This window comes from Sphingobium chungangianum, from assembly GCF_977014255.1.
This window is the reverse complement of record NZ_CDRNIV010000006.1, coordinates 1,904,261-1,928,924: the sequence shown is the minus strand read 5'-3', so window position 1 is coordinate 1,928,924 and position 24,664 is coordinate 1,904,261. Positions and strand designations below refer to the sequence as shown.

The 24,664-nt window shown below is 62.3% G+C and carries 30 protein-coding genes; 14 read left to right on the top strand and 16 right to left on the bottom strand.

Annotation, left to right across the window (positions count from 1 at the left end; translation table 11 throughout):
* The first annotated feature begins 68 nt into the window (after positions 1 to 68).
* The 3 genes from ACWNC0_RS16600 (at position 69) to ACWNC0_RS16590 (ending at position 2,373) form a co-directional block, all read left to right on the top strand.
* Positions 69 to 545 carry an SspB family protein gene (locus ACWNC0_RS16600; protein WP_449473174.1) on the top strand — a complete coding sequence of 159 codons (477 nt, stop codon included), beginning with the start codon at positions 69 to 71 and terminating at the stop codon, positions 543 to 545.
* A 66-nt stretch (positions 546 to 611) separates the two neighbouring features.
* Positions 612 to 1,994 carry a class II fumarate hydratase gene (fumC, locus tag ACWNC0_RS16595; RefSeq protein WP_449473172.1) on the top strand — a complete coding sequence of 461 codons (1,383 nt, stop codon included), beginning with the start codon at positions 612 to 614 and terminating at the stop codon, positions 1,992 to 1,994.
* Positions 1,995 to 2,034: 40 nt separating this feature from the next.
* Positions 2,035 to 2,373: a hypothetical protein gene (locus ACWNC0_RS16590; RefSeq protein WP_449473171.1), complete on the top strand. Its 339-nt coding sequence runs from the start codon at positions 2,035 to 2,037 to the stop codon at positions 2,371 to 2,373.
* On the opposite strand, the gene ACWNC0_RS16585 is transcribed toward ACWNC0_RS16590, so the two are convergent.
* Entirely contained in the window at positions 2,370 to 2,942 is a 573-nt protein-coding gene (locus ACWNC0_RS16585) for a DUF2585 domain-containing protein (protein WP_449473169.1), read from the bottom strand. The two genes, ACWNC0_RS16590 and ACWNC0_RS16585, sit on opposite strands and share 4 nt — an antisense overlap.
* Before the next feature lie 54 nt (positions 2,943 to 2,996).
* Between ACWNC0_RS16585 and gmk the strand changes: the two genes are divergently transcribed.
* Positions 2,997 to 3,662 carry a guanylate kinase gene (gene gmk, locus ACWNC0_RS16580; RefSeq protein ID WP_196225878.1) on the top strand — a complete coding sequence of 222 codons (666 nt, stop codon included), beginning with the start codon at positions 2,997 to 2,999 and terminating at the stop codon, positions 3,660 to 3,662.
* 54 nt (positions 3,663 to 3,716) lie between these two features.
* On the opposite strand, the gene ACWNC0_RS16575 is transcribed toward gmk, so the two are convergent.
* Entirely contained in the window at positions 3,717 to 4,787 is a 1,071-nt protein-coding gene (locus ACWNC0_RS16575; RefSeq protein WP_449473167.1) for a class I SAM-dependent methyltransferase, read from the bottom strand.
* Positions 4,777 to 5,679, bottom strand: coding sequence for a prolipoprotein diacylglyceryl transferase (gene lgt, locus ACWNC0_RS16570; protein WP_449473166.1), 903 nt, complete (start codon positions 5,677 to 5,679; stop codon positions 4,777 to 4,779). Before lgt ends, ACWNC0_RS16575 begins: the two co-directional genes overlap by 11 nt.
* Positions 5,680 to 5,836: 157 nt before the next feature.
* On the opposite strand from lgt, the gene ACWNC0_RS16565 reads away from it, so the two are divergent.
* Entirely contained in the window at positions 5,837 to 6,547 is a 711-nt protein-coding gene (locus tag ACWNC0_RS16565) for a helix-turn-helix domain-containing protein (protein WP_449473164.1), read from the top strand.
* 243 nt (positions 6,548 to 6,790) lie between these two features.
* On the opposite strand, the gene rplI is transcribed toward ACWNC0_RS16565, so the two are convergent.
* The 9 genes from rplI to ACWNC0_RS16520 all read right to left on the bottom strand — a co-directional run bounded on the left by rplI (position 6,791) and on the right by ACWNC0_RS16520 (position 14,237).
* A complete protein-coding gene (gene rplI / locus ACWNC0_RS16560; protein WP_449473163.1) occupies positions 6,791 to 7,387 on the bottom strand; it encodes a 50S ribosomal protein L9 in 597 nt (198 codons plus the stop codon).
* 13 nt (positions 7,388 to 7,400) lie between these two features.
* Positions 7,401 to 7,625 carry a 30S ribosomal protein S18 gene (rpsR, locus tag ACWNC0_RS16555; protein ID WP_004212076.1) on the bottom strand — a complete coding sequence of 75 codons (225 nt, stop codon included), beginning with the start codon at positions 7,623 to 7,625 and terminating at the stop codon, positions 7,401 to 7,403.
* Positions 7,626 to 7,638: 13 nt separating this feature from the next.
* Positions 7,639 to 8,070 (bottom strand): 30S ribosomal protein S6, encoded by a 432-nt coding sequence (gene rpsF, locus ACWNC0_RS16550; protein ID WP_449473159.1) that lies wholly within the window; start codon positions 8,068 to 8,070, stop codon positions 7,639 to 7,641.
* 160 nt (positions 8,071 to 8,230) lie between these two features.
* Positions 8,231 to 8,632, bottom strand: a complete 402-nt coding sequence (locus ACWNC0_RS16545; RefSeq protein WP_449473158.1) for a BLUF domain-containing protein — start codon at positions 8,630 to 8,632, stop codon at positions 8,231 to 8,233.
* Positions 8,633 to 8,776: 144 nt separating this feature from the next.
* Positions 8,777 to 9,154, bottom strand: coding sequence for an RcnB family protein (locus tag ACWNC0_RS16540; RefSeq protein WP_449473156.1), 378 nt, complete (start codon positions 9,152 to 9,154; stop codon positions 8,777 to 8,779).
* 124 nt (positions 9,155 to 9,278) lie between these two features.
* Positions 9,279 to 10,484, bottom strand: a complete 1,206-nt coding sequence (locus ACWNC0_RS16535) for an ABC transporter permease (RefSeq protein ID WP_449473154.1) — start codon at positions 10,482 to 10,484, stop codon at positions 9,279 to 9,281.
* 181 nt (positions 10,485 to 10,665) lie between these two features.
* Complete coding sequence (locus tag ACWNC0_RS16530; protein WP_449474641.1) at positions 10,666 to 11,364, bottom strand: ABC transporter ATP-binding protein; 699 nt, start codon at positions 11,362 to 11,364, stop codon at positions 10,666 to 10,668.
* Between the two features lie 4 nt (positions 11,365 to 11,368).
* Positions 11,369 to 12,796: an efflux RND transporter periplasmic adaptor subunit gene (locus ACWNC0_RS16525; protein ID WP_449473152.1), complete on the bottom strand. Its 1,428-nt coding sequence runs from the start codon at positions 12,794 to 12,796 to the stop codon at positions 11,369 to 11,371.
* Positions 12,786 to 14,237, bottom strand: coding sequence for an efflux transporter outer membrane subunit (locus ACWNC0_RS16520; RefSeq protein ID WP_449473150.1), 1,452 nt, complete (start codon positions 14,235 to 14,237; stop codon positions 12,786 to 12,788). The genes ACWNC0_RS16525 and ACWNC0_RS16520 overlap by 11 nt, the downstream gene beginning before the upstream one ends.
* Before the next feature lie 171 nt (positions 14,238 to 14,408).
* Between ACWNC0_RS16520 and fabD the strand changes: the two genes are divergently transcribed.
* From fabD to mltG, 5 genes are all read left to right on the top strand, one after another.
* Positions 14,409 to 15,344 (top strand): ACP S-malonyltransferase, encoded by a 936-nt coding sequence (fabD, locus tag ACWNC0_RS16515; RefSeq protein WP_449474640.1) that lies wholly within the window; start codon positions 14,409 to 14,411, stop codon positions 15,342 to 15,344.
* Positions 15,345 to 15,362: 18 nt separating this feature from the next.
* Positions 15,363 to 16,103 (top strand): 3-oxoacyl-[acyl-carrier-protein] reductase, encoded by a 741-nt coding sequence (gene fabG / locus ACWNC0_RS16510; RefSeq protein ID WP_449473148.1) that lies wholly within the window; start codon positions 15,363 to 15,365, stop codon positions 16,101 to 16,103.
* 191 nt (positions 16,104 to 16,294) lie between these two features.
* On the top strand, positions 16,295 to 16,528 hold the full coding sequence (locus tag ACWNC0_RS16505; protein ID WP_006950224.1) for an acyl carrier protein: 234 nt from the start codon (positions 16,295 to 16,297) through the stop codon (positions 16,526 to 16,528).
* Positions 16,529 to 16,702: 174 nt separating this feature from the next.
* On the top strand, positions 16,703 to 17,962 hold the full coding sequence (gene fabF / locus ACWNC0_RS16500) for a beta-ketoacyl-ACP synthase II (protein ID WP_449473145.1): 1,260 nt from the start codon (positions 16,703 to 16,705) through the stop codon (positions 17,960 to 17,962).
* A 10-nt stretch (positions 17,963 to 17,972) separates the two neighbouring features.
* Positions 17,973 to 18,944 (top strand): endolytic transglycosylase MltG, encoded by a 972-nt coding sequence (mltG, locus tag ACWNC0_RS16495; protein ID WP_449473143.1) that lies wholly within the window; start codon positions 17,973 to 17,975, stop codon positions 18,942 to 18,944.
* Between the two features lie 170 nt (positions 18,945 to 19,114).
* Here mltG and ACWNC0_RS16490 read toward each other — a convergent pair whose 3' ends face one another.
* On the bottom strand, positions 19,115 to 19,534 hold the full coding sequence (locus ACWNC0_RS16490; protein ID WP_449473141.1) for a sugar transporter: 420 nt from the start codon (positions 19,532 to 19,534) through the stop codon (positions 19,115 to 19,117).
* A gap of 96 nt (positions 19,535 to 19,630) precedes the next feature.
* On the opposite strand from ACWNC0_RS16490, the gene ACWNC0_RS16485 reads away from it, so the two are divergent.
* The 4 genes from ACWNC0_RS16485 to ACWNC0_RS16470 are packed head-to-tail and all read left to right on the top strand — an operon-like array spanning position 19,631 to position 22,345.
* Positions 19,631 to 20,170 (top strand): redoxin family protein, encoded by a 540-nt coding sequence (locus ACWNC0_RS16485; RefSeq protein ID WP_449473139.1) that lies wholly within the window; start codon positions 19,631 to 19,633, stop codon positions 20,168 to 20,170.
* Between the two features lie 37 nt (positions 20,171 to 20,207).
* Positions 20,208 to 20,699, top strand: coding sequence for a 2'-5' RNA ligase family protein (locus ACWNC0_RS16480; RefSeq protein ID WP_449473138.1), 492 nt, complete (start codon positions 20,208 to 20,210; stop codon positions 20,697 to 20,699).
* Between the two features lie 58 nt (positions 20,700 to 20,757).
* A complete protein-coding gene (gene hemB, locus ACWNC0_RS16475; RefSeq protein ID WP_449473137.1) occupies positions 20,758 to 21,753 on the top strand; it encodes a porphobilinogen synthase in 996 nt (331 codons plus the stop codon).
* Between the two features lie 4 nt (positions 21,754 to 21,757).
* Positions 21,758 to 22,345 carry a gamma carbonic anhydrase family protein gene (locus ACWNC0_RS16470; RefSeq protein WP_449473136.1) on the top strand — a complete coding sequence of 196 codons (588 nt, stop codon included), beginning with the start codon at positions 21,758 to 21,760 and terminating at the stop codon, positions 22,343 to 22,345.
* A gap of 122 nt (positions 22,346 to 22,467) precedes the next feature.
* Here the strand turns inward: ACWNC0_RS16470 and ACWNC0_RS16465 are convergent, their stop codons facing one another.
* From ACWNC0_RS16465 to glk, 3 genes are read right to left on the bottom strand one after another with little or no spacing between them, the layout of a single operon-like run.
* Positions 22,468 to 22,980: a hypothetical protein gene (locus tag ACWNC0_RS16465; RefSeq protein WP_449473135.1), complete on the bottom strand. Its 513-nt coding sequence runs from the start codon at positions 22,978 to 22,980 to the stop codon at positions 22,468 to 22,470.
* Positions 22,981 to 23,033: 53 nt separating this feature from the next.
* Positions 23,034 to 23,651, bottom strand: a complete 618-nt coding sequence (gene eda / locus ACWNC0_RS16460) for a bifunctional 4-hydroxy-2-oxoglutarate aldolase/2-dehydro-3-deoxy-phosphogluconate aldolase (RefSeq protein WP_449473134.1) — start codon at positions 23,649 to 23,651, stop codon at positions 23,034 to 23,036.
* The gene (gene glk, locus ACWNC0_RS16455; protein WP_449473133.1) at positions 23,651 to 24,616 is read right to left on the bottom strand and encodes a glucokinase; all 966 of its coding nucleotides are present in this window, start codon (positions 24,614 to 24,616) and stop codon (positions 23,651 to 23,653) included. The genes eda and glk overlap by 1 nt, the downstream gene beginning before the upstream one ends.
* Between the last annotated feature and the right edge of the window lie 48 nt (positions 24,617 to 24,664).

Here is a 24,664-nt window from a genome sequence, read left to right as displayed (position 1 = left end):
ATGCAATGTGGCGTTGCATGTGCGGGGCGCACTTGACCAGCCGCGCCGCGCCGTTAGGACAATGGGGGATGAGCGACGACTTGCCTGACAGCCTGATTCCCTACGACGAAATCGTGCAGGAGGCGCTGCGTGCCGTGGTCGGCCGCGTGCTTGGCGAAGTCGAGCATTCTGGCGGTCTGCCGGGTTCGCATCATTTCTACATCACCTTCAAGACGCAGGCTCCCGGAGTCGCGATCCCCAAGCAATTGGTGGAGCGGTTCCCGGACGAGATGACGATTGTCCTTCAGAATAAATTCTGGGATCTGAAAGTCAGCAGCGATGGGTTCGAGGTCAGCCTGACATTCAATCAGGTTGCGTCGCATCTTGTAATACCCTTTGCCGCCATCACGGCCTTCGTGGACCCCGCAGTGAATTTCGCGCTCCAATTCCAGGTGCAGTCGGACGGACTGCCCGAGCCGCATGAGGAAGCGGAGAATGACGCGCCGCTGGTCACGACCGAAGACGGCTCCAACGTCGTGACTGTGGATTTCGGCAAGAAGAAATAAGGGCTGGCGGATAGCCGCCTTACCTCCCAGATTGGCTACCTGACTTTACGTTCCGGGAGCCTTTGCATGGAAAGCCGCACCGAAACCGACAGCATCGGCGCCATAGAAGTGCCCGCAAGCGCCTATTGGGGCGCGCAGACCCAGCGCAGCATCGAAAATTTTCCCTTCGGAGCGATGGAGCGCATGCCGATCGGGATCGTCCACGCGCTCGCCATCGTCAAACAGGCTGCGGCGCGGGTCAATCGCACGGGGGGATTGGCGCCGGAACTGGCCGAGGCGATAGAGGCGGCCGCCGCCCGAGTGATCGCGGGCGATCATGACGACCAATTCCCCCTCGTCATCTGGCAGACCGGCAGCGGTACCCAATCCAACATGAATGTGAATGAGGTGATCGCGGGCATTGCCAACGAAGCGCTGATAGGCAAGCGGGGTGGCAAGTCACCCGTTCATCCGAACGATCATGTGAATATGGGGCAGTCGTCCAACGATAGCTTTCCCACTGCGCTTCACATCGCCGCCGCGCGCGCCGCGATGGAGCAGCTTTTCCCGGCGCTCGACCGGCTCCATAAGGCTCTGGACGATAAAGCGCAGGCATGGGGCGGCATCGTGAAGATTGGCCGCACCCATCTTCAGGACGCGACGCCGCTGACGCTGGGGCAGGAATTTTCGGGCTATGCGCATCAGCTGTATCGCTGTCGCAATCGGATCGAGCCTGCCGTGATGCACGGGATGATGGCCCTCGCCCAAGGGGGAACCGCCGTGGGCACGGGGTTGAACGCCCCCGAGGGCTTCGACGTCGCCATGGCCAAGGAGATCGCGGCGATCACCGGCCTGCCGTTCCGCACGGCGGATAACAAGTTCGAGGCGCTGGCCTCCAACGATCCGCTGGTCCATCTCTCCTCGACCCTTGCCACGCTGGCCGTTGCACTCACCAAGATCGCGAACGACATCCGCCTGCTTGGCAGCGGGCCGCGTTCCGGGCTCGGCGAACTGGACCTTCCCGCCAATGAACCGGGCAGTTCCATCATGCCCGGCAAGGTCAATCCGACCCAGTGCGAGATGCTGACCATGGTGGCGAGCCAAGTGATCGGCAATCATCAGGCCGTGACGATCGGCGGCCTTCAGGGGCATCTGGAATTAAATGTCTTCAAACCGATGATCGGCGCTGCCGTTCTGCGCTCCATCCATCTGCTGAGCGTCGGCATGGATAGCTTTGCAGAACGCTGCGTCGAGGGGCTGGAGGCGAACGAGAAGCACATTGCCGAGCTGGTCGACAGGTCGCTGATGCTGGTGACGGCGCTCGCGCCCGAGATCGGCTATGACAATGCCGCGAAGATCGCGAAACATGCGCATGCAGAAGGGCTCACGCTCAAGGAGGCGGGTCTTGCCCTTGGCCTGATCGATGAGGAAAGTTTTGATCGGCTGGTCCGGCCGGAAAATATGGTGTGAACTGGCGGAACCGCCCGTCCTGCGATACATTGATCGCCATATGAAGAAGATCACTTCCAAACAGCCGCTTGTCACCGTCCGCCCGCCGCGCAAGGCAGGGCTGCTGCGAAAGACGGCACGGCTGGGCGCGGCCGTCGTCGCGGCCCGCGTTGCTGCGGCGACCGGAAAGAAGGGCGTGGTCGGACTCGTCGCGGGCATGGGCGCCAAGCGGTTGATCATGCGCTATCCGCTGGGCGCGCTGTTCGTCACCGGCGCTTATCTTGCTGGCAAAGCCTATGAGACCAAGCGCGAAGTCGATCGCAAGCGTGCGGTGAAGGCGCTGCCTGATCTTAGCAACGAACCGGTGCCGATCACCGAAGCCCGCACGAAAAAGGCCTAAAGGGCTGACTGCCAGCTTTTTATCGCTTCAATCGGCCAGGCAAGCATCAGCACGTTGAGCGTCAGATTGTCGCGGATCGCCACTAGCGCGATGATTTCCAGTGCGATGCCAGCGCATATCGTCACGAGGGCCGGCGCACGGGCCGCGAAGAGGAAGCCGAGCGCCATCATGCCGATATCGCTCATCGAATTCAGGATGCTGTCGCCGCTATAGCCCAGAGCAATCGTCGCCGCGCGGTAGCGGTCGATGATGATCGGCGAGTTCTCCAATATCTCCCATACGGATTCGACCAGCACCGACAGCGCAAAGCGTGGGCCAATCGGTTGCCGTCGCATCAACGCCCACGCCCCTGCGTAGAAGACGAAGCCGTGGATCACATGGCTGAGGCTGTACCAATCGGCGATATGCTGGCTGTTACCGCTGTCCAGCGCCCCATGCCAAAGCTCGACATGGCCGCAAGTGCAGATGGGCGGTCGCGCCATCAGGAACAGCAGCGTGCAGGTCAGCAGTACGATGATCCCGGCGGCAACGAAGCCCCGGCGGTTGCGTAGTGCCTTGCGTCTCAACAATCGTCCCCCTTCACGGCCTCTTGCCAAACGCGTTCCACGGCGTCACTAGCGGCCATGGCCGACAGCATCCCTATAGAGGCGCCCGATTTCAAGCGGCGTGGCGTGCTCTTCGTTCTTTCCTCGCCTTCCGGCGCGGGCAAATCCACCATCGCGCGCAAGCTTCTGGCTGCTGAGTCGGACCTTGCCATGTCCGTTTCTGCCACCACGCGGCCGATGCGTCCGGGCGAAGTGGACGGCAAGGACTATCATTTCGTCGATCTGGAGGAATTCCGCCGGATGACGGCGGAGCATGAATTTCTCGAATGGGCGCACGTCTTTGGCCAGCGCTACGGCACGCCGCGCGCGCCTGTCGAGGCCATGTTGAAGAGCGGCCGCGACGTACTTTTCGACATCGACTGGCAGGGCGCTCAGCAGCTGCACCAGATCGCCGGCGGCGATGTCGTGCGGGTATTCATCCTGCCTCCCTCCATGGAAGAGCTGGAACGCCGCCTGCGCGGCCGTGCGACCGACAGCGAGGAAGTGATCGAAGGCCGCATGTCCCGCGCGGCCAATGAAATCGCGCATTGGGACGGCTATGATTATGTGCTCTGCAATGTCGATGCTGAGGATTGCTTCAGGCGGGTTCAGACGATCCTTCATGCAGAGCGCATGAAGCGCAGCCGCCAGACCGGCCTTATCGGCTTCATCCGCCGGTTGAGCCGTTATCATCAGGAAGATTGAGGAAGCCTAGTTTTCCCGACTCTGTTGGTTTCGAGCGGGGGCGAGAGGCTGATCTTACCTCTCAAATCCCGCCGGTTCCGCCCAATCCGGATGCACCCAGGCCATCGCCTTGAACAGCGTCCCCATGGCGTCTTCGGCAGTCAGTCGTAGCCGCGCAGCCTCCACCTCCGCCGCCCGCGCGGGGGATGTGCGCGCGAGCTGATCGGCCCGCGCATCAATGCCTAGCTTTCGCAGCAACTCACCCTGGTTCACCGGCCCCAGCACTCGCAGGCCCGCCTGCCGCGCCATATTGCCGATCATGGTGAAATCGACATGGGTCGTAAGATCGCTTTCGCCCGGTTCCAGGAAAGGGTCTGCAAACTGGTGTCCGCGCACGGCCTGCAACGTGTCGCCGATCGCTGGACCTTCATAGCCATAGTCGATGATGATTGCGGCGCCGCCCTGCCGCGCGATCCGCTGCGCCAGTTCCAGCGCTATGGCGGTCCCAGCCAGCGCTATTTCAATGATCGCTCCGTCGGGAGCGTCCGCCGCGATGGCGGGAATGCCCGATTCGACCCGCCGATAGCCCGGCACGGCTTCGAAACAATTCGAGTCGGTCTCATCAGGGCAGATGACGACACGCTCGCGCCATTCGTCACCCGAACGGATGATCTGGCGGACGGGTAGGGCGTCGAAAAACTCGTTGGCGACGACGAGTAGCGGCGCATTGTCCGGCAAGGCGGCGACGCTGTCGTGGTGAAAGACGTTCGGGACGAGCGCGCGTTGCCGCTCGCGCAGTGTTGGGCTGGTTTCGACGAAATGGGGTTGGGGCGTCAATCCCGCATTGCCCATGGCGCGCAGCGCATCGGACGCGAGGGTGCCGCGCCCCGGACCAAGCTCAACATAAAGCGCGTTCGGACGGCTGCCCGATCGCATCCACAGGTCTGCCAGGCACAGGCCGACCAGTTCGCCGAACATCTGGCTGATCTCCGGCGCGGTGGTGAAATCGCCTGCCGCTCCCAGAGGATCGCGCGTGCCATAATAATGCTGGTTCGCCTCGGCCATATAGTGTGCGACCGAAATTGGCCCCCCGGCGTCAATCTGCCGAGCCAGCCGCTGGGCGAGGGTCAGCGGTTCAGCTGACACTCGCGCTCCCCGCGATCGGCTCCACGCGAACGCGGCGGCCCTTTGCCGTTGCTATCAGGTATAGGCCGCCGAGGATCATCGGCACGCATAGCCACTGGCCCATGTGAAGACCAGTGCGCGCCGCAAATTCCATCAATTGCGCGTCAGCTTCGCGGAAATATTCCACGCCGAAACGGAATATGCCGTAGCCCAGCAGGAAAATCCCCACCAGCATTCCCGGCTTGTAGCGCGCGCGCGTCTTCCAGAAGGCGAAGGCGAGGATGAGGAACAGTATGATACCTTCGAAAAAGGCTTCGTAAAGTTGGCTCGGATGGCGGGCGAAGGGGCCACCGGTCGGGAAGATGATCGCCCACGGCACATCCGTTTCCTTGCCCCACAGTTCGCCATTCACGAAGTTAGCGAGGCGGCCGAAAAACAGTCCGAAGGGCACGCAGCAAGCGACGAAATCATGGATACGTAGCCAGGACAGCTTTTCCTTCCGCGCCATGTAAAGGATGCCGAGCGATACGCCAGCCGCCCCGCCATGAAAGGACATGCCCCCGTTCCACAGTTTGAAGATGTCGAGCGGATTGCCCAGGATTTCGGGCTGGTAGAAGAAAACATAGGCCAGCCGCCCGCCGATGATGATGCCGAGCGTTGCATAGAAGATCATGTCATCGGCATGCCGCCGCGCCATGGGAGAACCCGGCTGGGCGATGAGTTTCAGGAGATACCAGTAGCCTATCAATATGCCCGCCAGATAGGCAAGGCTGTACCATTTGAGCGTGAAGAAGCCGAGGTCGAGCGCGACCGGGCTTAGCCCCAGCTGATCGAAACGAATGGCGCCCGAAGCTGCGGCGGCAAGGTCTAGGATCAAGTTGTCGGTCCCCTTCGGAAATATGGCCTTCGCCATAGAGCAGGATAGGGTAAAGAGGAAAGGGGGCTGTTATTTTCATCCGGGTCGGGGATGACGGCTGAACAGAATGGGGCGGGGGAAGAATGGCTCGGATCGGTCCAAACCGCTTCAGGCATTAACTTACTGTAAACCCGTTAAATGCGAGTATCATAGCATGGCTATCGATCCGATCATGGAGCAATCCCCCGAGCCCGGCGACAAGCGCGCCGATATTCGTTGGCCCATTCGCCTTGAGGTGGCCGAAGCACTGGGCGAGGGATCGGCCGACGTCGTGGTTCACGATATCTCCACGGCGGGGATGCTGATTGAAACCAGCTCAAAACTGCAGCTTGGCCAAGGCGTGCTTTTGTCCCTGCCCGAAGCGGGTTCCGTCTCCGCCCGCGTCGTGTGGCAGGATGAACCGTTATTTGGATGCCGTTTCGATGAGGCGCTCCCCCAAGCCGCTGTCAGCGCGACCCGGCTTCGCAGCACGGTGCGCAGCAATGGCAGGCCGATCGACCATGCCGCCGATGCGCAAAGCCCTGAAATGTTTCCTGCGCGTCTGCGCCGGTTGCGCCGCGAACGCGGCCTCAGCCGGGAAGCATTGTCCAAGTTGACGGGTTTCAGCAAACCATCGCTGTGGGCGTGGGAAGTGGGCAAGACCATGCCCCGGCGAAGGAGTCTGATCGCGCTCGCCCAGGCATTCGGCCTGACCGAGCAGCAGTTGCTTGTGGGTGAGGCGGTCGCGCCGTCCCATGGTCCCGCAGGGGCAGGCAATGCCAGTCTGGGTCAGCAGCTTCATGATGTCATCGACTCAGCGAAGCGAGAAGTCGCGAAACACGCGGGCGTCGATGTCTCGCAGGTGCAGATCCGCATCGATTATTGAAGCGCTATCGGGTGGGCGCCTGGGCCGAATTTTACTCCGACCCGTCCGTTCGCTTAGGCCCGGCGAAGGGCTCTGTCTTTTCGACAGGAAACCGCTTCGACAATCTGGCTTCCTAGCGGCTTTCCTATGTAAATAATGAACGCCCAGTTCTAGCAGGATCACAACATTCAGCAATCCGCTAACCAACCAACAAAAAAGCCGCCCGGTTAGGGGCGGCTTTCTTTTTTGGTCCGTTGTGGAAACTCAGGCTTCTTCAGCCGGAGCTTCTTCCGCTTCCACGGCGATTTCGCCGGGTTCCGCGTTCGGATCATAATCTTCGGTGAAGCCAGCCTCGTCCTTTTCGAACAGGTCGGCCATCACGTCGACGCCCTGCGCCTGCAGATCAGCTTCTTCCGGCGAGCGAGCGACGTTCACCTGAATGGTGACGGCGACTTCGGGGTGCAGCGCAACCTTGACGTCGAACACGCCGAGCGTCTTGATCGGGCGTTCCAGCACGACCATCGCCTTGGTGACGTTGGTGACACCGTCAGCCTGCAGTGCTTCGACGACGTCGCGGACGGCGACCGAACCGTAGAGGTGGCCGGCGTTCGACGACTGGCGGATCAGGACGATCTGCTTGCCGTTGACGCCCTCGGCAGCCTTTTCAGCGTCGCCACGGCGGGCGGCGTTGTCGGCTTCGATCTTCGCGCGGTTGGCTTCGAAGACCTTCTTGTTGGCGTTGTTGGAGCGCAGCGCCTTCTTGTTGGGCAGCAGGAAGTTACGAGCGTAACCGTCCTTCACGGTGACGACGTCACCGATGGCGCCCAGCTTCTCGATCCGTTCGAGGAGAATGATTTCCATGAGTCTTACTCCCTCACTTCACGATGTAGGGCAGCAGGCCCAGGTGACGGGCGCGCTTGATGGCCTGGGCCAGCTCACGCTGCTTCTTGGCGGACACCGCAGTGATGCGGCTGGGGACGATCTTGCCGCGCTCGGACACGAAGCCCTGCAGCAGACGGACGTCCTTGTAATCGATCTTCGGCGCATCCTTGGCGGCGAAGGGGCAGCTCTTGCGGCGGCGGAAAAACGGGCGTGCCATTGTTCAGATCTCCTTATTCGCCAGCCGGGGCTTCTTCGCGGTCGCGGCGCGGGCCACGATCTTCGCGGGGGCCACGATCGCCACGATCGCCGCGCGGGCCGCGATCACCACGTTCGGAACGCTCCTGCTTGCGCATCATGACCGACGGGCCAGCTTCCAGCTCATCGACCTTGACGGTCATGTAGCGGATGATGTCTTCGTTGATCTGCGTCTGGCGCTCCAGTTCCGCGACGACACCAGCGGGGGCGTCGATGTTCAGCATCACATAGTGAGCCTTGCGGTTCTTGGCGATCTTGTAGGCGAGGCTGCGCAGGCCCCAGGTTTCAACCTTGGTCACCTTGCCAGCATTATCCTCGACGATCTTGGTGGCGGTTTCCGCCAGTGCGTCCACCTGCGCCTGTGCCAGATCCTGGCGCGCAAGGAACACATGCTCGTAAAGAGCCATGGGTATTGCCTCATCTGTTGGCCGATCGCTGACGCCCACCCCATGTGGAACGCCCCTCCGGCTGTCGTCTCAAGCATTTTTCGCACAGGATCCGAGTCACCCCGGCCCACGCGAAGCGGCGCCTATGGCGGAAATGCGCCGGGTTGGCAAGGAAGACTTCTCAGTTGCGGTGCATCTCGGCCGTGCCGATGAAATGCGCCCGCGTGGAGGCTCCCGCCCGGTCGAGCAACGCGGCGACCTTGTGCTTCAAAGGCTCGGAAGGACGGAAGGGGTCGTCATAGGCCATGCCCCATTCACCGAACTCACGGGCATCGATCTCCTGCTTGCGCAGCATCACGAGCCCCCGGTGGCGGTCATCGAGGCCGATCCGGTTATAGATCCGCTCGACATTGTCCTTTGGCCCTTCGAGCACCTGGAGAAAGCGCTTGCCATTGTAGAGCAGCAATCCGGTCACGTCTTCGCCACTGTTCCTGCGCGAAGCAGCCTGCGCGATCGTCGCGCACTGGCTGGGTGAGACGGCGCCTGTCGCGCTGCTGATATACATGATCTGATACAAGGACATGTTGCTTCCCGGAAAATATCGAGCCCCTTGCCAAGCGTTTTTAATCCTCAACGGTTTAAACATTATGTTTGATATAGATCATGAAGCGCCCCGGAGGGAGAGAGGTCCCCGGGGCGCTTTCTGGCCGCTCGGTGGAGCGAAGCCTTAACGGATCGCGCTGCCGATCACCGCGCCGATGATGCCGCTGGTGATCGCGACCAGCACGGCGTCATTGCCGGAACGGACCCAGTGATAACCGCGCGGCGGGGCGTTCAGGCGATAGTCGCGATAATCGTTGATCACGCGATAATCGCGGGCATAGCGGCGGTCGAAGCGCTGACCCTTGCCCCAGCGGCGATAGTCGTTCTTGCGCACGACCGTCTTGTGCTTGACCACCCTATGCTTGACTACGGTGCGGCCATGCGGGCCTTGATGGACGACGCGGGTCATTTCGCGATGCGGCGCGGCCTGCGCCTGCGCGGCGACCATGGGGCTTGCCACCATCGTCGTTGCGGCCAGCGTCATCAGCAGTTTCTTGATCATCTCACTTGCTCCTTTGCTCTTAATCTGTCGCGCCTTTGCTTCGGCGTTGAAGACAGATTTAGGCCGGACTTGTCGCAAGCTTGTGCCAGTGGGACGGTTCAACTGTCTGAAATTGTAACAGAGCCTATTCGTGCCGCAGGGCGTCGATAGGATTGAGCGCCGCTGCCCGCCGGGCCGGGAAATAGCCGAACACCACCCCGATTGCCGCCGAAAAGAGGAAGGCGATCATGTTCACCTTCACATCGAAAATGAAAGGCACCTGCATCAGCGGGGCGATGGCAATCGACGCGATTAGCGCGAGGATCAGGCCGATCAGCCCGCCCAGGCAGGACAGAACGATCGCTTCCACCAGGAACTGCATCAGCACCTCGCGCGCAACCGCGCCGATGGCGAGGCGGATGCCGATCTCGCGAGTGCGCTCCGTTACGGACACAAGCATGATGTTCATGATGCCGATCCCGCCCACCAGAAGAGAAATCGCCGCTACCGCCGCGACGATCTGCGTCAGGATGGTGGTCGTCCCCGTCAGCGTATCGCTGATCTGCTTGGTATCGAAGACGTTGAAATTATCGTCCGCCCCCGGCTTCACCTTGCGCCGTTCGCGCATCAATTCTTCCAGGCTCGACTGCACCGTGGAGGTGTCATAGGCATCGTCCACCGCGATCATGATCTGGCTGATGTCGCGGTCGCCGGTGAAGCGGCGCTGCACGAACTTGATCGGCATGACGACGACATCGTCCTGATCGCCAAAGCCCCCTTGGCCGCGTGTCGCCAGTGCGCCGATGACCTGACAGGATACGCCCTTGATGCGCAGGCGCTTGCCCGTGGGATCGCTTCCCTGGAACAGGTTGGTGCGTACTGTATTGCCGATGATGCAGACGGCTTTGCCCGCCTCTTCCTCCTCCGGCATGAAGAGACGGCCCGCGTCAGCCTTCCAGCTTTGCACCTCGAAATAGGAAGCGGTCGTGCCATAGACGGTGGTCGACCAGTTGCTGCCCTCATAGATGGCTGTGCCGCTCGACTGCACCAGCGGCGCGACGGCGCGAACGCCCGTCAGTTGATTCTCGATCGCGGTCAGATCGGCTGGCTTGAAGTCTGGCGGTCTAGGTCCACCGCCGCCCCGGCCAAAGCCTTGGCCCGGCCGCAGTTGCAACACATTGGCGCCGAGCGAACTGATCTGCTCCCGCACCGCCGCCGTCGCGCCATTGCCCAGCGTCACCATGGTGACTACCGCCGCCACGCCGATGATGATCCCCAGCGTCGTCAGGAAGCTGCGCAGCTTGTGCCGGTTGATCGCCCGGAACGCCAGGGTGACGGTCGTGCCTAGCATCCCGTTTTCCTCGCCCCTTCAGGGGAGAGGATAGGGAGCCTTGCTGCTTCAGCAGCTAGGCGGACTTGGAGAGGGGGAGGGGACGCGCGATCCCCCCTCATCCAACTTCGCCTAGGCGCTTTCGTCGCCAAGGCTCCGTATCCTTCTCCCCGGAGGGGCGAAGATTTGAAGAAGGTCACTCTCACGCCGTCACCCCCGTATCGATCCGCTCCACCAGCCCGTCCTTGAAATGCACGATCGTACGCGCATAGGCGGCCATGTCGGGTTCATGCGTAACCATCATCACGGTAATGCCGCTATTCCGGTTGAGGTCGGCCAGCAGTTCCATGATCTCTATCGATCGCTCCGAATCGAGATTGCCCGTAGGCTCGTCGGCCAGCAGCACGGCAGGCTGCGTCACGATTGCCCGCGCAATGGCGACGCGCTGCTGTTGGCCGCCAGACAGTTCAGCGGGCGTGTGGTCCCACCATTCTTTTAATCCCACCTTGTCGAGCGCCGCCATCCCCGCGTCATAGCGGCTCTTCTTGTCCTCGCCTCGATACAGGAGCGGCAGTTCGACATTCTCAAGCGCGCTCGTCCGGGACAAGAGGTTGAAGCCCTGAAACACGAAGCCCAGATAGCGGCGGCGAAGCAATGCCCGCTGGTCGCGGTCCAGCGTTTCGACATGGCGTCCCTTAAACAGGAACTCGCCGCTGCTGGGTACATCGAGGCAGCCGATAATGTTCATCGCTGTGGACTTGCCCGAACCCGAAGGCCCCATGACCGCCACGAAATCCCCTTCCTCAACGTCCAGGTCGATACCCTTTAGCGCCTGAAAGGCGGTGGCGCCCGAACCATATATCTTGGTCACGCCGCGCAGGGAAATGATCGGATCAGCCACCGTGTCAGGTTCCGCTCTGCCGTCCGGTGCCGCGCTGTTCGCCGCCGCCAGAACGATCACGCCGCTGGCCGCCACCGTTCGTGTCCTCGGAAGGCGGTTCCTGCCCTGCCGCCAACTGGCCCGTGATGACCCGCATCCCCAGCTTTAACGCGCCGCCGGTGATCGCCGTACGCGCGCCGTCGCTGGCGCCGACGGTCACTTGCACGGCCTTGGGATTCCCGTCCTCTCCCACGACATAAACGGTCTGGCTACTGCCGATGCCGAAGCTGACCTGCCGATTGGCGCCGCCACGGCGGAAGCGGCGAGAGCTAGGCACGATTTGGCTGGTGATGCCGCCACCCTGACCGGCGCCAGTGCTCGGCTTGAACCGTAATGCGGCGTTGGGAACCAGCAGGACGTTGCTCAGCTGCTGGGTTACGATGTCGGCGGTCGCCGTCATACCGGGGCGCAGCGTCTCATCCTTGTTATCGACACCTAGCACCGCCGTGTAAGCCACCACGGTTCCGCTAGTGCTGGCGGTAGTGCTGCTTCCTGTTGATGAGGATGACGAACTGCTCGAAGCGTTGGAGCCGACATTGACCCGCGTCACCCGAGCGGGAAAGCTCTTTCCGGGAAAGGCATCGACGGCGAAAGTCGCCGCCTGCCCTTCCTTCACCTGACCGACATCGGCTTCGTCGACCGCGACTTCGACCTCCATCTTGGTCAGGTCTTCGGCAATGGTGAACAGCACCGGGGCATTGAAGGACGCGGCCACCGTCTGGCCGGGCTCGATGTCGCGGGACAGGACGACGCCGGTTACCGGCGACACGATCTGCGCGATGGAAAGATTGGTCTGCGCCGTGGCAAGCTGAGCGCGGGACACACTGACCTGCGCCTGCTGCGCGCGCAGATTGCCCAAGGCGGACTGATAATCAGCCCGCGCCGCGTCCAACTCCGTCTTGGCAGGTACGCGCCCGCCCGACAGGCGGAAGACATTCAGTTGCCGGTCCAGCGTAGTCTTGGCCAGCGCGACCTGCGCCTGTGCCTGGCTGACGCTCGCCTGCGAAGCAGCCACCTGCGCCCTGTTCTGGGTCACCGAATCCACCAGACGCCGCGTGTCGAGTTCAGCCAGCCGCTGCCCCTTCGTCACGCGATCATTCACATCGACATAGACGCGCGTGATCTTGCCCGACTGTTCGGAACCCACATCGACTTGATTAATCGGCTTCAAATTGCCGGTGGCCGAGACTGTCACCGTCAGGTCGCCGCGTCGCACCTCCCGCGTGGCGAAGTTCGGCTTGTCCTCGCCCGAAAAACAGCGCGCGAGTAGCAGGATGACTATCACCAGCGCCAGCCCCACCGCGCCTCGCACCACCCATTTGCGCCAGGGTTTTTCGGAACGCGCGCCGAGAAATTCGTCCAGATCCTTCTCCGTGTTCACATCATTGCTCATTGGGGCGGTTGTCCATATTCTGCCAGCCGCCACCCAGCGCATTATAGAGCTGGGCGATGGCAAGGACCTCATCGGCTTGCGCAGCCGCAAGGCTGTTGCGCGCATTCAACAGCGTGGTTTCGGTGTTGGAAAGCGTCTGAAAATCGATCAGCCCAGATTGATACTGGCTGCGCGCCAGCAGGGCTGCATTGTTGGACGCGTCGAAGGCGGTGGCGAGCTCGGCCTTGCGTTGGCGGGCGCTGTTCAGGGACGCCATGGCATTTTCGACATCCTCAAGCGCGGTCAGCACGCTCTGCTTATAGGCGGCAAAAGCAGCATCCGTAGCGGCCCTTTGTGATCGCACCTGCGAAGCCAGCCGTCCTCCATCAAAAATGGCCTGTGCGACATTGGCGAAGACACCGCCGGTAATGATGTCGAACAGGCTTTTGATGCTGGTTGCGTTGGTGCCGATATTTCCGCTGATCCCCAGCGACGGGTAAAGCTGTGCCTGCGCCACGCCGATCCGCGCTGTCGCCGCCGCCAAATTCCTCTCAGCCGCCCTTACATCGGGCCGCTGGCGCAGCGTATCGGCAGGAATGCCCGTCGCGATCATGGTAGAAGCAACAGGGATCGGGGCAGGGGCTTCCAGCGCGCGGGTCGCTTCGCCCGGCGCTTGCCCGGTCAGCACGGCAATGCGGTTCAGGCTGCCGCGCAGGTTGGCCTCCAGCTGCGGGATCGCCGCATTCGTCTGGGCTAGCTGAGCGCGGGCCTGCTGCTCATCGAGTGATGAAACCAGCCCAGCCTGAAGCCGCCAGTTGGCGATGTTGTAGTTATCCTGCTGAATGGCTTGGGTTTCGCGGGCGATGCGCAACTGCTCCTGCGCCTGCCGTGCCTGAATATAGTTGGTCACCAGTTCGGCTATGATGGTCATCCGCACATTGGCAAGGTCATAGCCGGACGCGGCCAAATCCGCGCGCGCGGCCTCGGCGGAACGGGACAATTCGCCGAACAGGTCGATCTGCCAGCTCGCATTGGCGCTCAGCGAATAGCTGCTGCTCCACCTGTCCGATCCGGCGGACACGACATTGCCGTCGATGACGCGCGTGCCGCCACTACGATTGGAATAATTCCGCCCGCCAGAACCCGACGCGTTGACCTGCGGCAGGAAGGCCGCCCGCGCCTGCACCAGCGACTCCCGCGCCTGCCGCAACCGCGCCTGCGCCTGCACGATGTCGAGGTTGCTGGCTACCGCCCGGTCGATCAGCCCCGTAAGTACCGGATCGTTCAACCGCGTCCACCAGCTTGCCAGCTCCGGCTCGCTCAGAGCGCCGCTCACAGGATCGGTGTAATAGCTGCCCGGCACCCCCAATGCAGCCGGTTGCGGCGCCCGATAGTCAGGCCCCGCCGCGCAAGCCGAGAGCGTCAAAGCCGTCCCGCTGATCCAGCCAATGCGATATCGCACCTTTTCCTTGCACTCCGTCGTCGTTAAAGGGACGCCACCTTGGGGGTTGAGGCGGTCCAGTCAGGGAAACTGCCGAAAGGGACCTGATGTCTCAACGGCATTTGTGTCTCAAAGTGTAACGATGTTGAAAAACGGCGCTTTTGCAGGCGTCCTTGCGTCAGAAGGTGAATGATGAGGGCATTTCTGTTTCCGGGGCAGGGTAGCCAGTCGGTTGGCATGGGGAAGGCTTTGGCCGAAGCAAGCCCGGCCGCGAAGGAACTGTTTCAGGAGGTCGATGACGCCCTGTCGCAACATTTGTTCCGCATCATGGTGGAAGGCCCCGAAAGTGACCTCACCCTCACCGAAAATGCGCAGCCCGCGATCATGGCCAATGCGTTGGCGACGTTGCGGGTGATGCAGCGCGAAGGCGGCTTCTCGCTGGCGGAAAAGGGCGATTTCGTCGCTGGGCACAGCCTTGGCGAATATAGCGCGCTCTGCGCCGTCGAAGCTTTCGACATCGGCACGACTTCGCGCCTCCTTAAACTGCGCGGCCAGGCGATGCAGGCGGCTGTCCCGGTTGGAGAAGGCGCGATGGCGGCCCTGCTTGGCGCAGACATCGAAAAGGCGCAGGCGCTGGCCAATGCAGCGGCCGAGGGCGAAGTCTGCACCGTCGCGAACGACAATGATCCGAGCCAGGTGGTGATTTCCGGCCATCGCGGCGCAATCGAGCGCGCCGTTGCTCTGGTGAAGGACCATGGCATCAAGCGCGGCGTGCTGCTCCCCGTTTCGGCGCCCTTCCATTGCCCGTTGATGCAGCCCGCTGCGGAAGCGATGGACGAGGCACTGGCTAAGGCCGCCATCAACACCCCGCTGCTCCCCGTCTATGCCAACGTCCTCGCCGCACCGATCGCAGACCCCGAGGAAATCAAGCGCCGCCTGGTCGAACAGGTGACCGGCCGCGTCCGCTGGCGCGAATCCGTCGCTGCCATGTGGGACGCGGGCGTGACCGAGTTCGTCGAACTGGGCGGCAAGGTGCTCGGCCCCATGGTCAAGCGCATCGCCCCCGACGCCACCGTCCGCAGCGTCGTCACCATGGACGACATCGAGGCGGCGCTCGCCGCTCTCTAAGATAAGGATAAAAAAGCTATGTTCGATCTGACAGGCATGACCGCGCTGGTGACCGGCGCTTCCGGTGGTATCGGTTCAGCGATTGCCCGGTCGCTGGCGGCGCAGGGGGCGACGCTCGCGCTTTCGGGCAGCAATGAAGAAAAGCTCAAGGCCTTCGCGGCGGAGTTGGGCGGTGATCACAAGACGCTGGTCTGCAACCTGTCCGATCCCGCAGCAGTCGACGGCCTCGTGGCTCAGGCCGTGGAAGCGCTCGGCGGCAAGATCGACATTCTAGTCAACAATGCTGGCATCACCCGCGACAACCTCATCATGCGGATGAAGGATGAGGAATGGTCCGATGTCATCTCGGTCAATCTGGAAGCCGCCTTCCGCCTTGCCCGTGCCGCTGCCAAGCCGATGATGAAGGCGCGCTTCGGCCGCATCATCTCGATCACCTCGATCGTCGGTGTCACCGGCAATCCCGGTCAGGCCAATTATGCCGCGTCAAAGGCTGGCATTATCGGCATGTCCAAGTCGCTGGGCCAGGAACTGGCGAGCCGGGGCATCACCGTCAACTGCGTCGCGCCCGGCTTCATCCGCTCGGCAATGACCGACGCGCTCAATGATGCACAAAAGGGCGCCATCCTTCAGAAGATCCCCGCAGGCGACCTCGGCACAGGCGAGGATATCGGTGCTGCGGTTGTCTATCTCGCCAGCCGTGAGGCAGGCTACGTCACTGGCCAGACTCTGCATGTTAATGGCGGCATGGCGATGATCTGAACCTTGAAAGAGGCAGAAAGCGGCCACTCATCCATCGCAATTGGACGGCCTTGTGCCATTCAGGCGCATGGAAGGGCGGGAATCATGCGTTTCGATCTTTTCTTGCCTCTTGCCTCCGTCGGGGCTTGCCTCTAGGGCATGCCTTAACAAATATTCACAACCTCAACGATACCCAGTAAAAAGGACCACTCATGAGTGAGACCGCGGATCGCGTTAAGAAAATCGTCGTCGAACATCTGGGCGTCGAAGCCGAAAAGGTGACCGAGGATGCAAGCTTCATCGATGATCTGGGCGCAGACAGCCTCGACATCGTTGAGCTGGTGATGGCGTTCGAAGAAGAATTCGGCGTGGAAATCCCCGACGACGCAGCTGAGAAGATCGGCACCGTCAAGGACGCGATCGATTATATCGACAGCAAGCAGTAAGAATGTTGTGCGGCTGACCGGGGGTCGGCTGCCTGCGTTTTTTGAAGGAAATGGCTCCTCCTGTCCGGCGAATCCGGTCTCGGGGAGCCTTTTCGTATCTGGTGCACCGTTCACAAGCGCTCTCGAAGCAGCTAAGGAGCGGCCCAAACCTATGAAGATTTTCGGAGCAGATATATGCGTCGCGTTGTCGTAACCGGCCTCGGCATGGTGAGCCCGCTTGGCGGGAATGTCGAAACTACCTGGAAGAACATCCTTGCTTCGAAGTCCGGCGCTGCGACGATCGCGCGTTTTGACGCCAGCGAATATAAGTGCCGCATCGCCTGCGAAGTGAAGCCCGCAGACCATGAATATGGCTATGATCCGAGCCTGGATGTCGATCACAAGATCCAGCGTCAGGTCGATCCTTTCATCGTCTATGGCATTTCCGCCGCCAGCCAGGCGCTGCGCGATGCGGGCCTCGACAATATGAGCGAGGAGGAGCGCCTGCGCGCCGGTTGCTCGATCGGTTCGGGCATCGGTGGCCTGCCGGGCATCGAAAGCGAATCGCTGGTGCTGGCCAACAAAGGGCCGAGCCGCGTTAGCCCGCACTTCGTCCATGGCCGCCTCATCAACCTGATTTCCGGTCAGGTCTCGATCAAATATGGCCTCATGGGTCCCAACCATGCGGTGGTCACTGCCTGCTCGACCGGCGCGCATTCGATCGGCGACGCCGCGCGCATGATCGCGATGGATGACGCCGACGTCATGCTGGCGGGTGGTGCGGAAAGCGCGATTTGCCCGATCGGTATTGCCGGTTTCGCCCAGGCGCGTGCTCTTTCGACCGCCTTCAACGACACGCCGGAAAAGGCGAGCCGCCCTTATGACGTCAACCGCGACGGCTTCGTCATGGGCGAAGGCGCGGGCGTTGTCGTGCTCGAAGAATATGAGCATGCCAAGAAGCGCGGCGCTCACATCTATGCCGAAGTGATCGGCTATGGCCTGTCCGGCGACGCCTATCACGTCACGGCGCCGCATCCAGAGGGCAGTGGTGGCTACCGTTCGATGGAAATGGCGCTCAGGAAGTCGGGCCTCAGCCTCGCGGACATCGACTATGTGAACGCGCACGGCACTTCGACCCCGCTCGGTGACGAGCTGGAGTTGGGCGCGGTCAAGCGGCTGTTCGGTGACAATATCTCGACCATGTCGATGAGCAGCACCAAGTCGGCGATTGGTCACCTTCTGGGTGGTGCGGGCGCGGTGGAAAGCATCTTCTGCATTCTCGCCATGCGCGACCAGATCGTACCGCCCACGCTCAACCTTGATGAGCCGAGCGAAAGCTGCGCGGGCGTCGATCTTGTCCCGCACGTGGCCAAGGAGCGGAAGGTGCGCGCCGTCCTCAACAACAGCTTCGGCTTCGGCGGCACCAATGCGTCGCTCATCATGAAGGCGATCTGAGGATAGAGCCATGCGGCGGTTCGGGCTGGTTATCCTTGCGATCGGCCTGGCCGTCGCTGCCTTCGTGGCATTCCGCTTCGTTTATGGCTGGACCGAAGCGGGGCCTGCGCCGCGCGACGTCACCGTCATCGTACCTGATGGAGCGACCGTAGCGGACGCCGCAGTCCTTCTGAAACAGGCGGGCGCGGTGCGCTCCGCCGACGCATTCCTCACCCGGACCAAGGTGTTCGGGCGTGGAAAGTCGATCAAGGCGGGCGAATTCCTGATCCCCAAGGGCGCCAGCAACGCCGACATTTTCTCGATCCTTCAAGGCGGCAAGACGTTGACCCGCCTCGTCACCATTCCGGAGGGCATGCCTTCCATAATGGTCCATGAACGGCTGATGGCGAATGACGAGTTGACCGGGGATGTCTCGGTCCCCGCCGAGGGCAGCGTGCTTCCCGACAGCTATGCGTTCGACAAGGGTGAAAGCCGCGTCGCTGTGCTCAAACGCATGCAGGACGCGATGACGCGCACTCTCGCCAAGCTATGGACCGAGCGCGCGCCCAATAGCGTGGCGAAATCGCCCAAAGAGGCGATCATCCTCGCGAGCATCGTCGAAAAGGAAACCGCCGTCCCGTCTGAGCGGCCCACCGTCGCGGGCGTTTATGGCAACCGTCTGAAGGCCGGGATGATGCTTCAGGCCGACCCGACGATCATCTACCCGATCACCAAGGGCAAGCCGCTCGGCCGCCGGATCAAGAAGTCGGAGATCGCTGCGGTTAACGACTATAACACCTACGCGATGACAGGCCTGCCCAAGGGGCCGATTGCCAATCCCGGCAAGCTGTCGATCCTGGCCGTGCTGCATCCCGCCGAAACAAAGGCGCTCTATTTCGTCGCTGACGGAAAGGGCGGCCATATCTTTGCCGACACGCTCCAGCAGCATAATGAGAATGTCCGCAAATGGTTCGAAATCCGTCGGGCGCGCGGAGAGCTTTGAGCAACGCTAACGATTTCTTTCGTCATCCCAGCGAACGCTCTGATCTCCCCGGCTAGGGCGAGAGCAATCGAGAGAGATGCCAGCCTCCGCTGGCATGACGGAAGGATGAAGCGACTGAACGACCGCCGCGGAACGATGGTGGGGCCGAAATAGCGCCTACTCTGCTCAGTTCACCGCAGCACACCCTGCGCCCTCAACCGAATCGAATAAAGCCACTGCCCAACCGCAATGGCGAATATCACCGCCGGAAACACCGCCGCCGCCGCGGCCTTCACCGTCCACAAATCGGTGCCCAAAAAGCTGTAGCCAAACTGCACCACGACAGCGACCATCGACAGCGCAAACAACGCCACTGCCGCCGCCTTCCGCAGCAACAATAGCATGGCTCCAGCCGTCCCTGCGCCCACCGCAACAGCATAGGCCGCCCAAGCCCAATCCGGCATCTCTGCAAAGATGCGAGCGGTGTAGGGATCGCTTTCCGCCAGCGTCGCCAGATCAGCGCCATATTGCATGGCAAAGGCCGCCACGCCGATCAAATTCCAGATCAGCAGGCCGATTGCGATGAATTTGAAGGATCGTGACGTGCTCATATGAGTTTCCCCTCCCTGAAGCCTTTGCCCACGTAGCCGACCATCATATAGATGCGTTTCACCGCGTGAAAGCGATGCTGACCGGGAGATGATGAAATGCTCGGACGTTCCATACCTGATGTAACGCTGAAGACCCGCGTGCGCGACGAAAGCGTTGGCGGCCCCAATCCTTTCCGCTGGCAGGATGTCCAGACGGGCGACCTGTTCAAGGGTAAGCGGGTGGTCGTATTTTCGCTGCCGGGTGCCTTCACCCCGACCTGTTCGACCGAACAATGCCCTGCTTTCGAACGCTTCTACGACGATTTCAGGGCGCTGGGAGTGGACGATGTCTACTGCATTTCGGTCAATGATTCCTTTGTCATGTACCAATGGGGCAAGCATCTCGGCATCAAGAATGTGAAGCTGCTGCCCGACGGATCGGGCGACTTCACGCGCCGCATGGGCATGCTGGTGAAGAAGGATCATCTGGGCTTTGGTGACCGGAGCTGGCGCTACGCCATGGTGGTCGATGACGGCCAGGTGGTCGCCTGGTTCGAGGAGCCTGGCATCAACGATATCGGAGAGGATGACGATCCCTATGGCCAGACAAGCCCGGAACCGGTGCTGCAATGGCTAAAGGAACATCCGGCTGGCTGAAGGCACGGGCACCGCGCCGATCCTATTGACGGCGCTTATGGGAGCGGAGGATTTCGCCTGGGCGGATGGCCTCCGCCGCGCCCATTTCCCGCCGGAACGCAACAAGGTGCCTGCGCATATTTCGCTGTTCCATCATCTGCCGCCGACGCTGCTGCCGGAATTGAGCGACCGGATGAAGGGGCTTTGCGCCGCGCCGTCGCCGCTCGCGATGATAACCGGCGTCATGTTACTCGGCCGGGGCGTCGCGTTCGGCCTTAATAGTGACGGCCTGCTCGCCATTCGGGACGAACTGGCCGAAGCTTTTCGCGGCCTGCTCACCCCGCAGGATCAAGCGCGTCCCCGCCTGCACATCACCGTCCAAAATAAGGTGGAGCCATCGCTCGCTCGCGCACTTGCTGATCAGTTGAAGGCAGAGTTTCGTCCCCGCCCGCTCCGCATCGCGGGTCTAGCGGCCTGGTATTATCGCAGCGATGGATCGTGGGATCTCGCCAAGAAGGTGAGCTTTCGTTCCGCGCGCATCCTTACATAGCTCCGACATGGCACAGCGGAACCTTGATCGGGTGGTCCGGGCGGCCTAAACCCCGCCGATGACCCACGCTTCTTATCCGGCGCTCCGCCTGCGCCGCACCCGCGCCGCCGCCTGGACCCGCGCGCTGCACGCCGAAAATCGCCTGCACCCGAGCGACCTCATCTGGCCGCTCTTCGTCACGGAAGGGCAGGGGGTGGAGGAACCGATCGCGTCCCTTCCGGGCGTCTCGCGCTGGTCGGTCGATGGCATGGTGGCCCGCGCGCGGGAAGCCCGCGACGCTGGCATTCCCTGTCTCGCGCTGTTCCCCAACACGCAGGCTGACCGCCGTAGTGATGATGGGGAAGAAGCGCTTAACCCCGACAACCTGATGTGCCGCGCCATCCGCGCGATCAAGGATGCGGTGCCGGACATCGGCATCCTCACCGATGTCGCGCTCGATCCCTATACCGCCCACGGTCAGGACGGCCTGCTCGACGAGCAGGGCTATGTGATCAACGACGCCACGATCGATGTGCTGATCGGCCAGTCGCTCAATCAGGCGGCGGCGGGCGCGGACATCATCGCGCCCAGCGACATGATGGACGGCCGCGTCGGCGCGATCCGCGAGGCGCTGGAGGAAGAAGGCCACGCCAATGTCCAGATCATGGCCTATGCCGCCAAATATGCGAGCGCCTTTTACGGCCCATTCCGCGACGCCGTCGGCTCCAGCGGCCTGCTGAAGGGCGACAAGAAAAGCTACCAGATGGACCCGGCCAACAGCGAGGAAGCGTTGCGCGAAGTCGCGCTAGACCTCGCGGAGGGCGCCGACAGCGTCATGGTGAAGCCGGGCCTGCCCTATCTCGACATCATCGCCCGGGTGAAGGACCGGTTCGAGGTGCCCGTATTCGCCTATCAGGTGTCGGGCGAATATGCGATGATCGAAGCCGCCGTCGCTGCGGGAGTGGGCAATCGCGACGCGCTGGTGCTGGAAACGCTGCTAGCGTTCAAGCGCGCCGGTTGCTCGGGCGTTCTGACCTATCACGCGCTCCACGCCGCGCGGCTGCTGGGAGCCTGACGCCATGCCCGATCATCCGCACGCCGCCCATGCCGATCATCCCGGCGCTACCATCCTGACCTTTGGCGGCAAGACCCCGGTCATCCACCCCAGCGCCTTCATCGCGCCCGGCGCGCGCATCATAGGCGATGTGGAGATCGGCCCCGACAGCAGCATCTGGTATAATTGCGTCGTCCGCGGCGACGTGAACGCGATCCGCATCGGCGCGCGCACGAACATCCAGGATGGCAGCGTCATCCACTGCGACGGCCCCGATCCCGCCAGGCCGGACGGCTGGCCCACGATCATCGGCGATGATGTCCTGATCGGCCATATGGCGATGATCCACGGCTGCGAACTCAAGGACCGGGCGTTCGTCGGCCTTGGCGCGGTGGTGATGAACGGCTGCGTCATCGAAAGCGATGCAATGCTGGCCGCCGGAGCGCTGTTAGCGCCAAACCGCACGGTCCCGCACCGTCAGCTCTGGACCGGTCGCCCGGCCAAATATGTTCGTGACCTCACCGACGAAGCGCTGATCAATATGCGCGAAGGCGTTGACCGCTATGTCCACAATGCGAAAGCGCACAAGGGCGCATTGAAGGCGGACGCCTGAACCACATACTTGCATCCGTTCGCCCTGAGCTTGTCGAAGGGTCTCACTTTCTTGAACAACAGAAAAGGGTTTCGACAAGCTCAGCCCGAACGGAAATCTTACGTTCGCATAGCCCTTAAAACTCAAGGCTGAGCCAACCGCCCCTTCACTGCATCGATCCGGTCATTCTGCGCATCCACGATCGCCAGCGCCACCTTGCGCGCTGCATCGATCTGCTCGACGCCGCCCCCAGCTTTTCCCTCCGCCAGCGCATTGCTGCGCTCGACATAAAGCGTGTCGAGGCTCGCGAGCGCCGAAACGCTATCGTTTCTCGCCGCCTCCAGCGCGCTGATAGCAAGCTGCGCCGCGACCCAGGATTCGCTGGACACCGCCGCGCCCGCAGCAGCTCGCGTTGCCCGATCCGCGCCGGGCCATGCCTTGTCGAACGCCGCACTGCCCGCCTGCGCCTGCGCCGCAAATCGGTCAACCTGCGCCCGCAAAGCCGGATCGGCCTCAACCGGCACCGGAGCAGCCGGAGCTTCTCCCACCGGCGCATTCTCCACCGCCCGCTTGGCGAGTGAAGGATAGCCCGTCAGCGTCCCGGCACAGCCAGAAAGGAAAAGGGCGATGGAAGGGAGCAGCCTACGCAGGATCATGGCGCTGATCTAGGGCGGGAAATCCCGCTGCGCAATGGCGGCAGCGCGAAACGTCAGCGCGGCAGCGCCGCAGCCTCACGCGCCAAAGCCTCGATCTTCGCGGCATCGACCGGCCCCTTGGGCACGACCCAGCTACCGCCGACGCACTTCACAAAGGGTTCGGCCAGCCATTTCGGCGCGCTTTCCGCCGTAATCCCGCCCGTCGGGCAAAAGCGCGCGACATGAAGGGGCGCGGCCAGCGCCTTCAAAGCGGGCAGCCCGCCCGAAGTCTCCGCCGGGAAAAATTTGAAATGGGTAAGGCCCAGGTCCAGCCCGCGCATGATGTCGCCCGCCGTGGCCGTTCCGGGAAGGAACGGCACCCGCGCCGCGATCGCCGCCTTGCCCAGCGGTTCGGTCAGGCCAGGGCTGACGATGAACCGCGCGCCTGCCTCCATTGCCGCGTCCAGCTGCGACGGGTTCAGCACGGTGCCAGCGCCGACCACCGCGCCCTCGACCTTCGCCATCTCGCGGATCACGTCCAGCGCAGCGGGCGTGCGCAGCGTGACTTCCAGCGCAGGCAAGCCGCCCTTCACCAGAGCCTGCGCGATGGGCAGCGCGTCTTCCACCCGATCCACCACCAGCACCGGGATGACCGGCGCCAGCTCCATCACCTGTTCAACGCTGAGCGACATTATTTCTTCTCCCGAAAGGCGGCGGCCGCCCCGTAAAGTCCAATCTCTTCATGCACGGCAAGGCGGATGGGCACCGTCGCCATCAGGCTTTCAAACCGCCCCTTGGCGACGAAGCGCCGATGAAAGCCGCTCTGTGGCAGCAAGCCGCGCATCCGCTGCGTCAGTCCGCCCGCCAGCACGACTGCGTTCGGTCCCTGCGCCAGCGCCAGGTCGCCCACGACCGATCCATAGCAAAGGCACAAGCGATCGAACGCCGCCCGGGCGAACTCGTCCGTGCCGTCAATGGCTGCCTGCCACAATTCGGCATCTTCCATCAGGATGACGCGGTCATGACCGATGGTCGCCATTGCCTTGTAGATATTGTTGAGGCCCGGCCCCGACACGACCCGCTCGGTAGACACGCGCAGGAATTTGTCGCGCAGATAGGCGAGGATCTTTTCCTCCAGCGTATCAAGCGGCGCGAAGTCGATATGTCCGCCTTCGGTCGCGATCACATGCGGCTCGCCGTCGTCGAACGCGATCATCGCGACGCCAAGGCCCGTGCCTGGACCCACCACCGTAACGCCGCCGTCGCGGGGGAAAGGCCGGTCTTGCCCGAACAGCAGCGGCAGATTGTCGTCCGGCAGGCGCGCGACGGCATGCGCTACCGCTTCGAAATCATTGACCAGCCGCATCTGCTTCAGGCCCAGTTCCTCGTCCAGCGTGTCGGGCCTGATCATCCAGCTGCTGTTGGTCAGCTTGATAACATCGCGCCCGATCGCGGTGGCAAAGGCGATCGATGCCGCCTTGGGCAGATTGCCGCCTTCATCATGCGCGAAAGCGGCCCAGCAGGCTTGCAGGTTGGGAAAGTCCGCAACCTTGTATTTCCGCACCTTGCCCAATGTGGGCACGTTCCGCGCGCTCAGTTTGGCGCGAGCAAAGCGGGCATTTGTACCGCCAATGTCGGCAGCGATGATGTCGGTCATAGGACCACTCCAATCATGGCGTCATCCCAGCGCAAGCTGGGTTCTCGT

Bases quoted from the DNA above. Each gene is read 5' to 3' on its own strand.
- ACWNC0_RS16600 (WP_449473174.1), top strand. From the start codon at position 69: ATGAGCGACGACTTGCCTGACAGCCTGATTCCCTACGACGAAATCGTG.
- fumC (WP_449473172.1), top strand. From the start codon at position 612: ATGGAAAGCCGCACCGAAACCGACAGCATCGGCGCCATAGAAGTGCCC.
- ACWNC0_RS16590 (WP_449473171.1), top strand. From the start codon at position 2,035: ATGAAGAAGATCACTTCCAAACAGCCGCTTGTCACCGTCCGCCCGCCG.
- gmk (WP_196225878.1), top strand. From the start codon at position 2,997: ATGGCCGACAGCATCCCTATAGAGGCGCCCGATTTCAAGCGGCGTGGC.
- lgt (WP_449473166.1), bottom strand. From the start codon at position 5,679: ATGGCGAAGGCCATATTTCCGAAGGGGACCGACAACTTGATCCTAGAC.
- ACWNC0_RS16565 (WP_449473164.1), top strand. From the start codon at position 5,837: ATGGCTATCGATCCGATCATGGAGCAATCCCCCGAGCCCGGCGACAAG.
- rplI (WP_449473163.1), bottom strand. From the start codon at position 7,387: ATGGAAATCATTCTCCTCGAACGGATCGAGAAGCTGGGCGCCATCGGT.
- rpsR (WP_004212076.1), bottom strand. From the start codon at position 7,625: ATGGCACGCCCGTTTTTCCGCCGCCGCAAGAGCTGCCCCTTCGCCGCC.
- rpsF (WP_449473159.1), bottom strand. From the start codon at position 8,070: ATGGCTCTTTACGAGCATGTGTTCCTTGCGCGCCAGGATCTGGCACAG.
- ACWNC0_RS16545 (WP_449473158.1), bottom strand. From the start codon at position 8,632: ATGTCCTTGTATCAGATCATGTATATCAGCAGCGCGACAGGCGCCGTC.
- ACWNC0_RS16540 (WP_449473156.1), bottom strand. From the start codon at position 9,154: ATGATCAAGAAACTGCTGATGACGCTGGCCGCAACGACGATGGTGGCA.
- ACWNC0_RS16535 (WP_449473154.1), bottom strand. From the start codon at position 10,484: ATGCTAGGCACGACCGTCACCCTGGCGTTCCGGGCGATCAACCGGCAC.
- ACWNC0_RS16525 (WP_449473152.1), bottom strand. From the start codon at position 12,796: ATGAGCAATGATGTGAACACGGAGAAGGATCTGGACGAATTTCTCGGC.
- fabD (WP_449474640.1), top strand. From the start codon at position 14,409: ATGAGGGCATTTCTGTTTCCGGGGCAGGGTAGCCAGTCGGTTGGCATG.
- fabG (WP_449473148.1), top strand. From the start codon at position 15,363: ATGTTCGATCTGACAGGCATGACCGCGCTGGTGACCGGCGCTTCCGGT.
- ACWNC0_RS16505 (WP_006950224.1), top strand. From the start codon at position 16,295: ATGAGTGAGACCGCGGATCGCGTTAAGAAAATCGTCGTCGAACATCTG.
- fabF (WP_449473145.1), top strand. From the start codon at position 16,703: ATGCGTCGCGTTGTCGTAACCGGCCTCGGCATGGTGAGCCCGCTTGGC.
- mltG (WP_449473143.1), top strand. From the start codon at position 17,973: ATGCGGCGGTTCGGGCTGGTTATCCTTGCGATCGGCCTGGCCGTCGCT.
- ACWNC0_RS16490 (WP_449473141.1), bottom strand. From the start codon at position 19,534: ATGAGCACGTCACGATCCTTCAAATTCATCGCAATCGGCCTGCTGATC.
- ACWNC0_RS16485 (WP_449473139.1), top strand. From the start codon at position 19,631: ATGCTCGGACGTTCCATACCTGATGTAACGCTGAAGACCCGCGTGCGC.
- ACWNC0_RS16480 (WP_449473138.1), top strand. From the start codon at position 20,208: ATGGGAGCGGAGGATTTCGCCTGGGCGGATGGCCTCCGCCGCGCCCAT.
- hemB (WP_449473137.1), top strand. From the start codon at position 20,758: ATGACCCACGCTTCTTATCCGGCGCTCCGCCTGCGCCGCACCCGCGCC.
- ACWNC0_RS16470 (WP_449473136.1), top strand. From the start codon at position 21,758: ATGCCCGATCATCCGCACGCCGCCCATGCCGATCATCCCGGCGCTACC.
- ACWNC0_RS16465 (WP_449473135.1), bottom strand. From the start codon at position 22,980: ATGATCCTGCGTAGGCTGCTCCCTTCCATCGCCCTTTTCCTTTCTGGC.
- eda (WP_449473134.1), bottom strand. From the start codon at position 23,651: ATGTCGCTCAGCGTTGAACAGGTGATGGAGCTGGCGCCGGTCATCCCG.
- glk (WP_449473133.1), bottom strand. From the start codon at position 24,616: ATGACCGACATCATCGCTGCCGACATTGGCGGTACAAATGCCCGCTTT.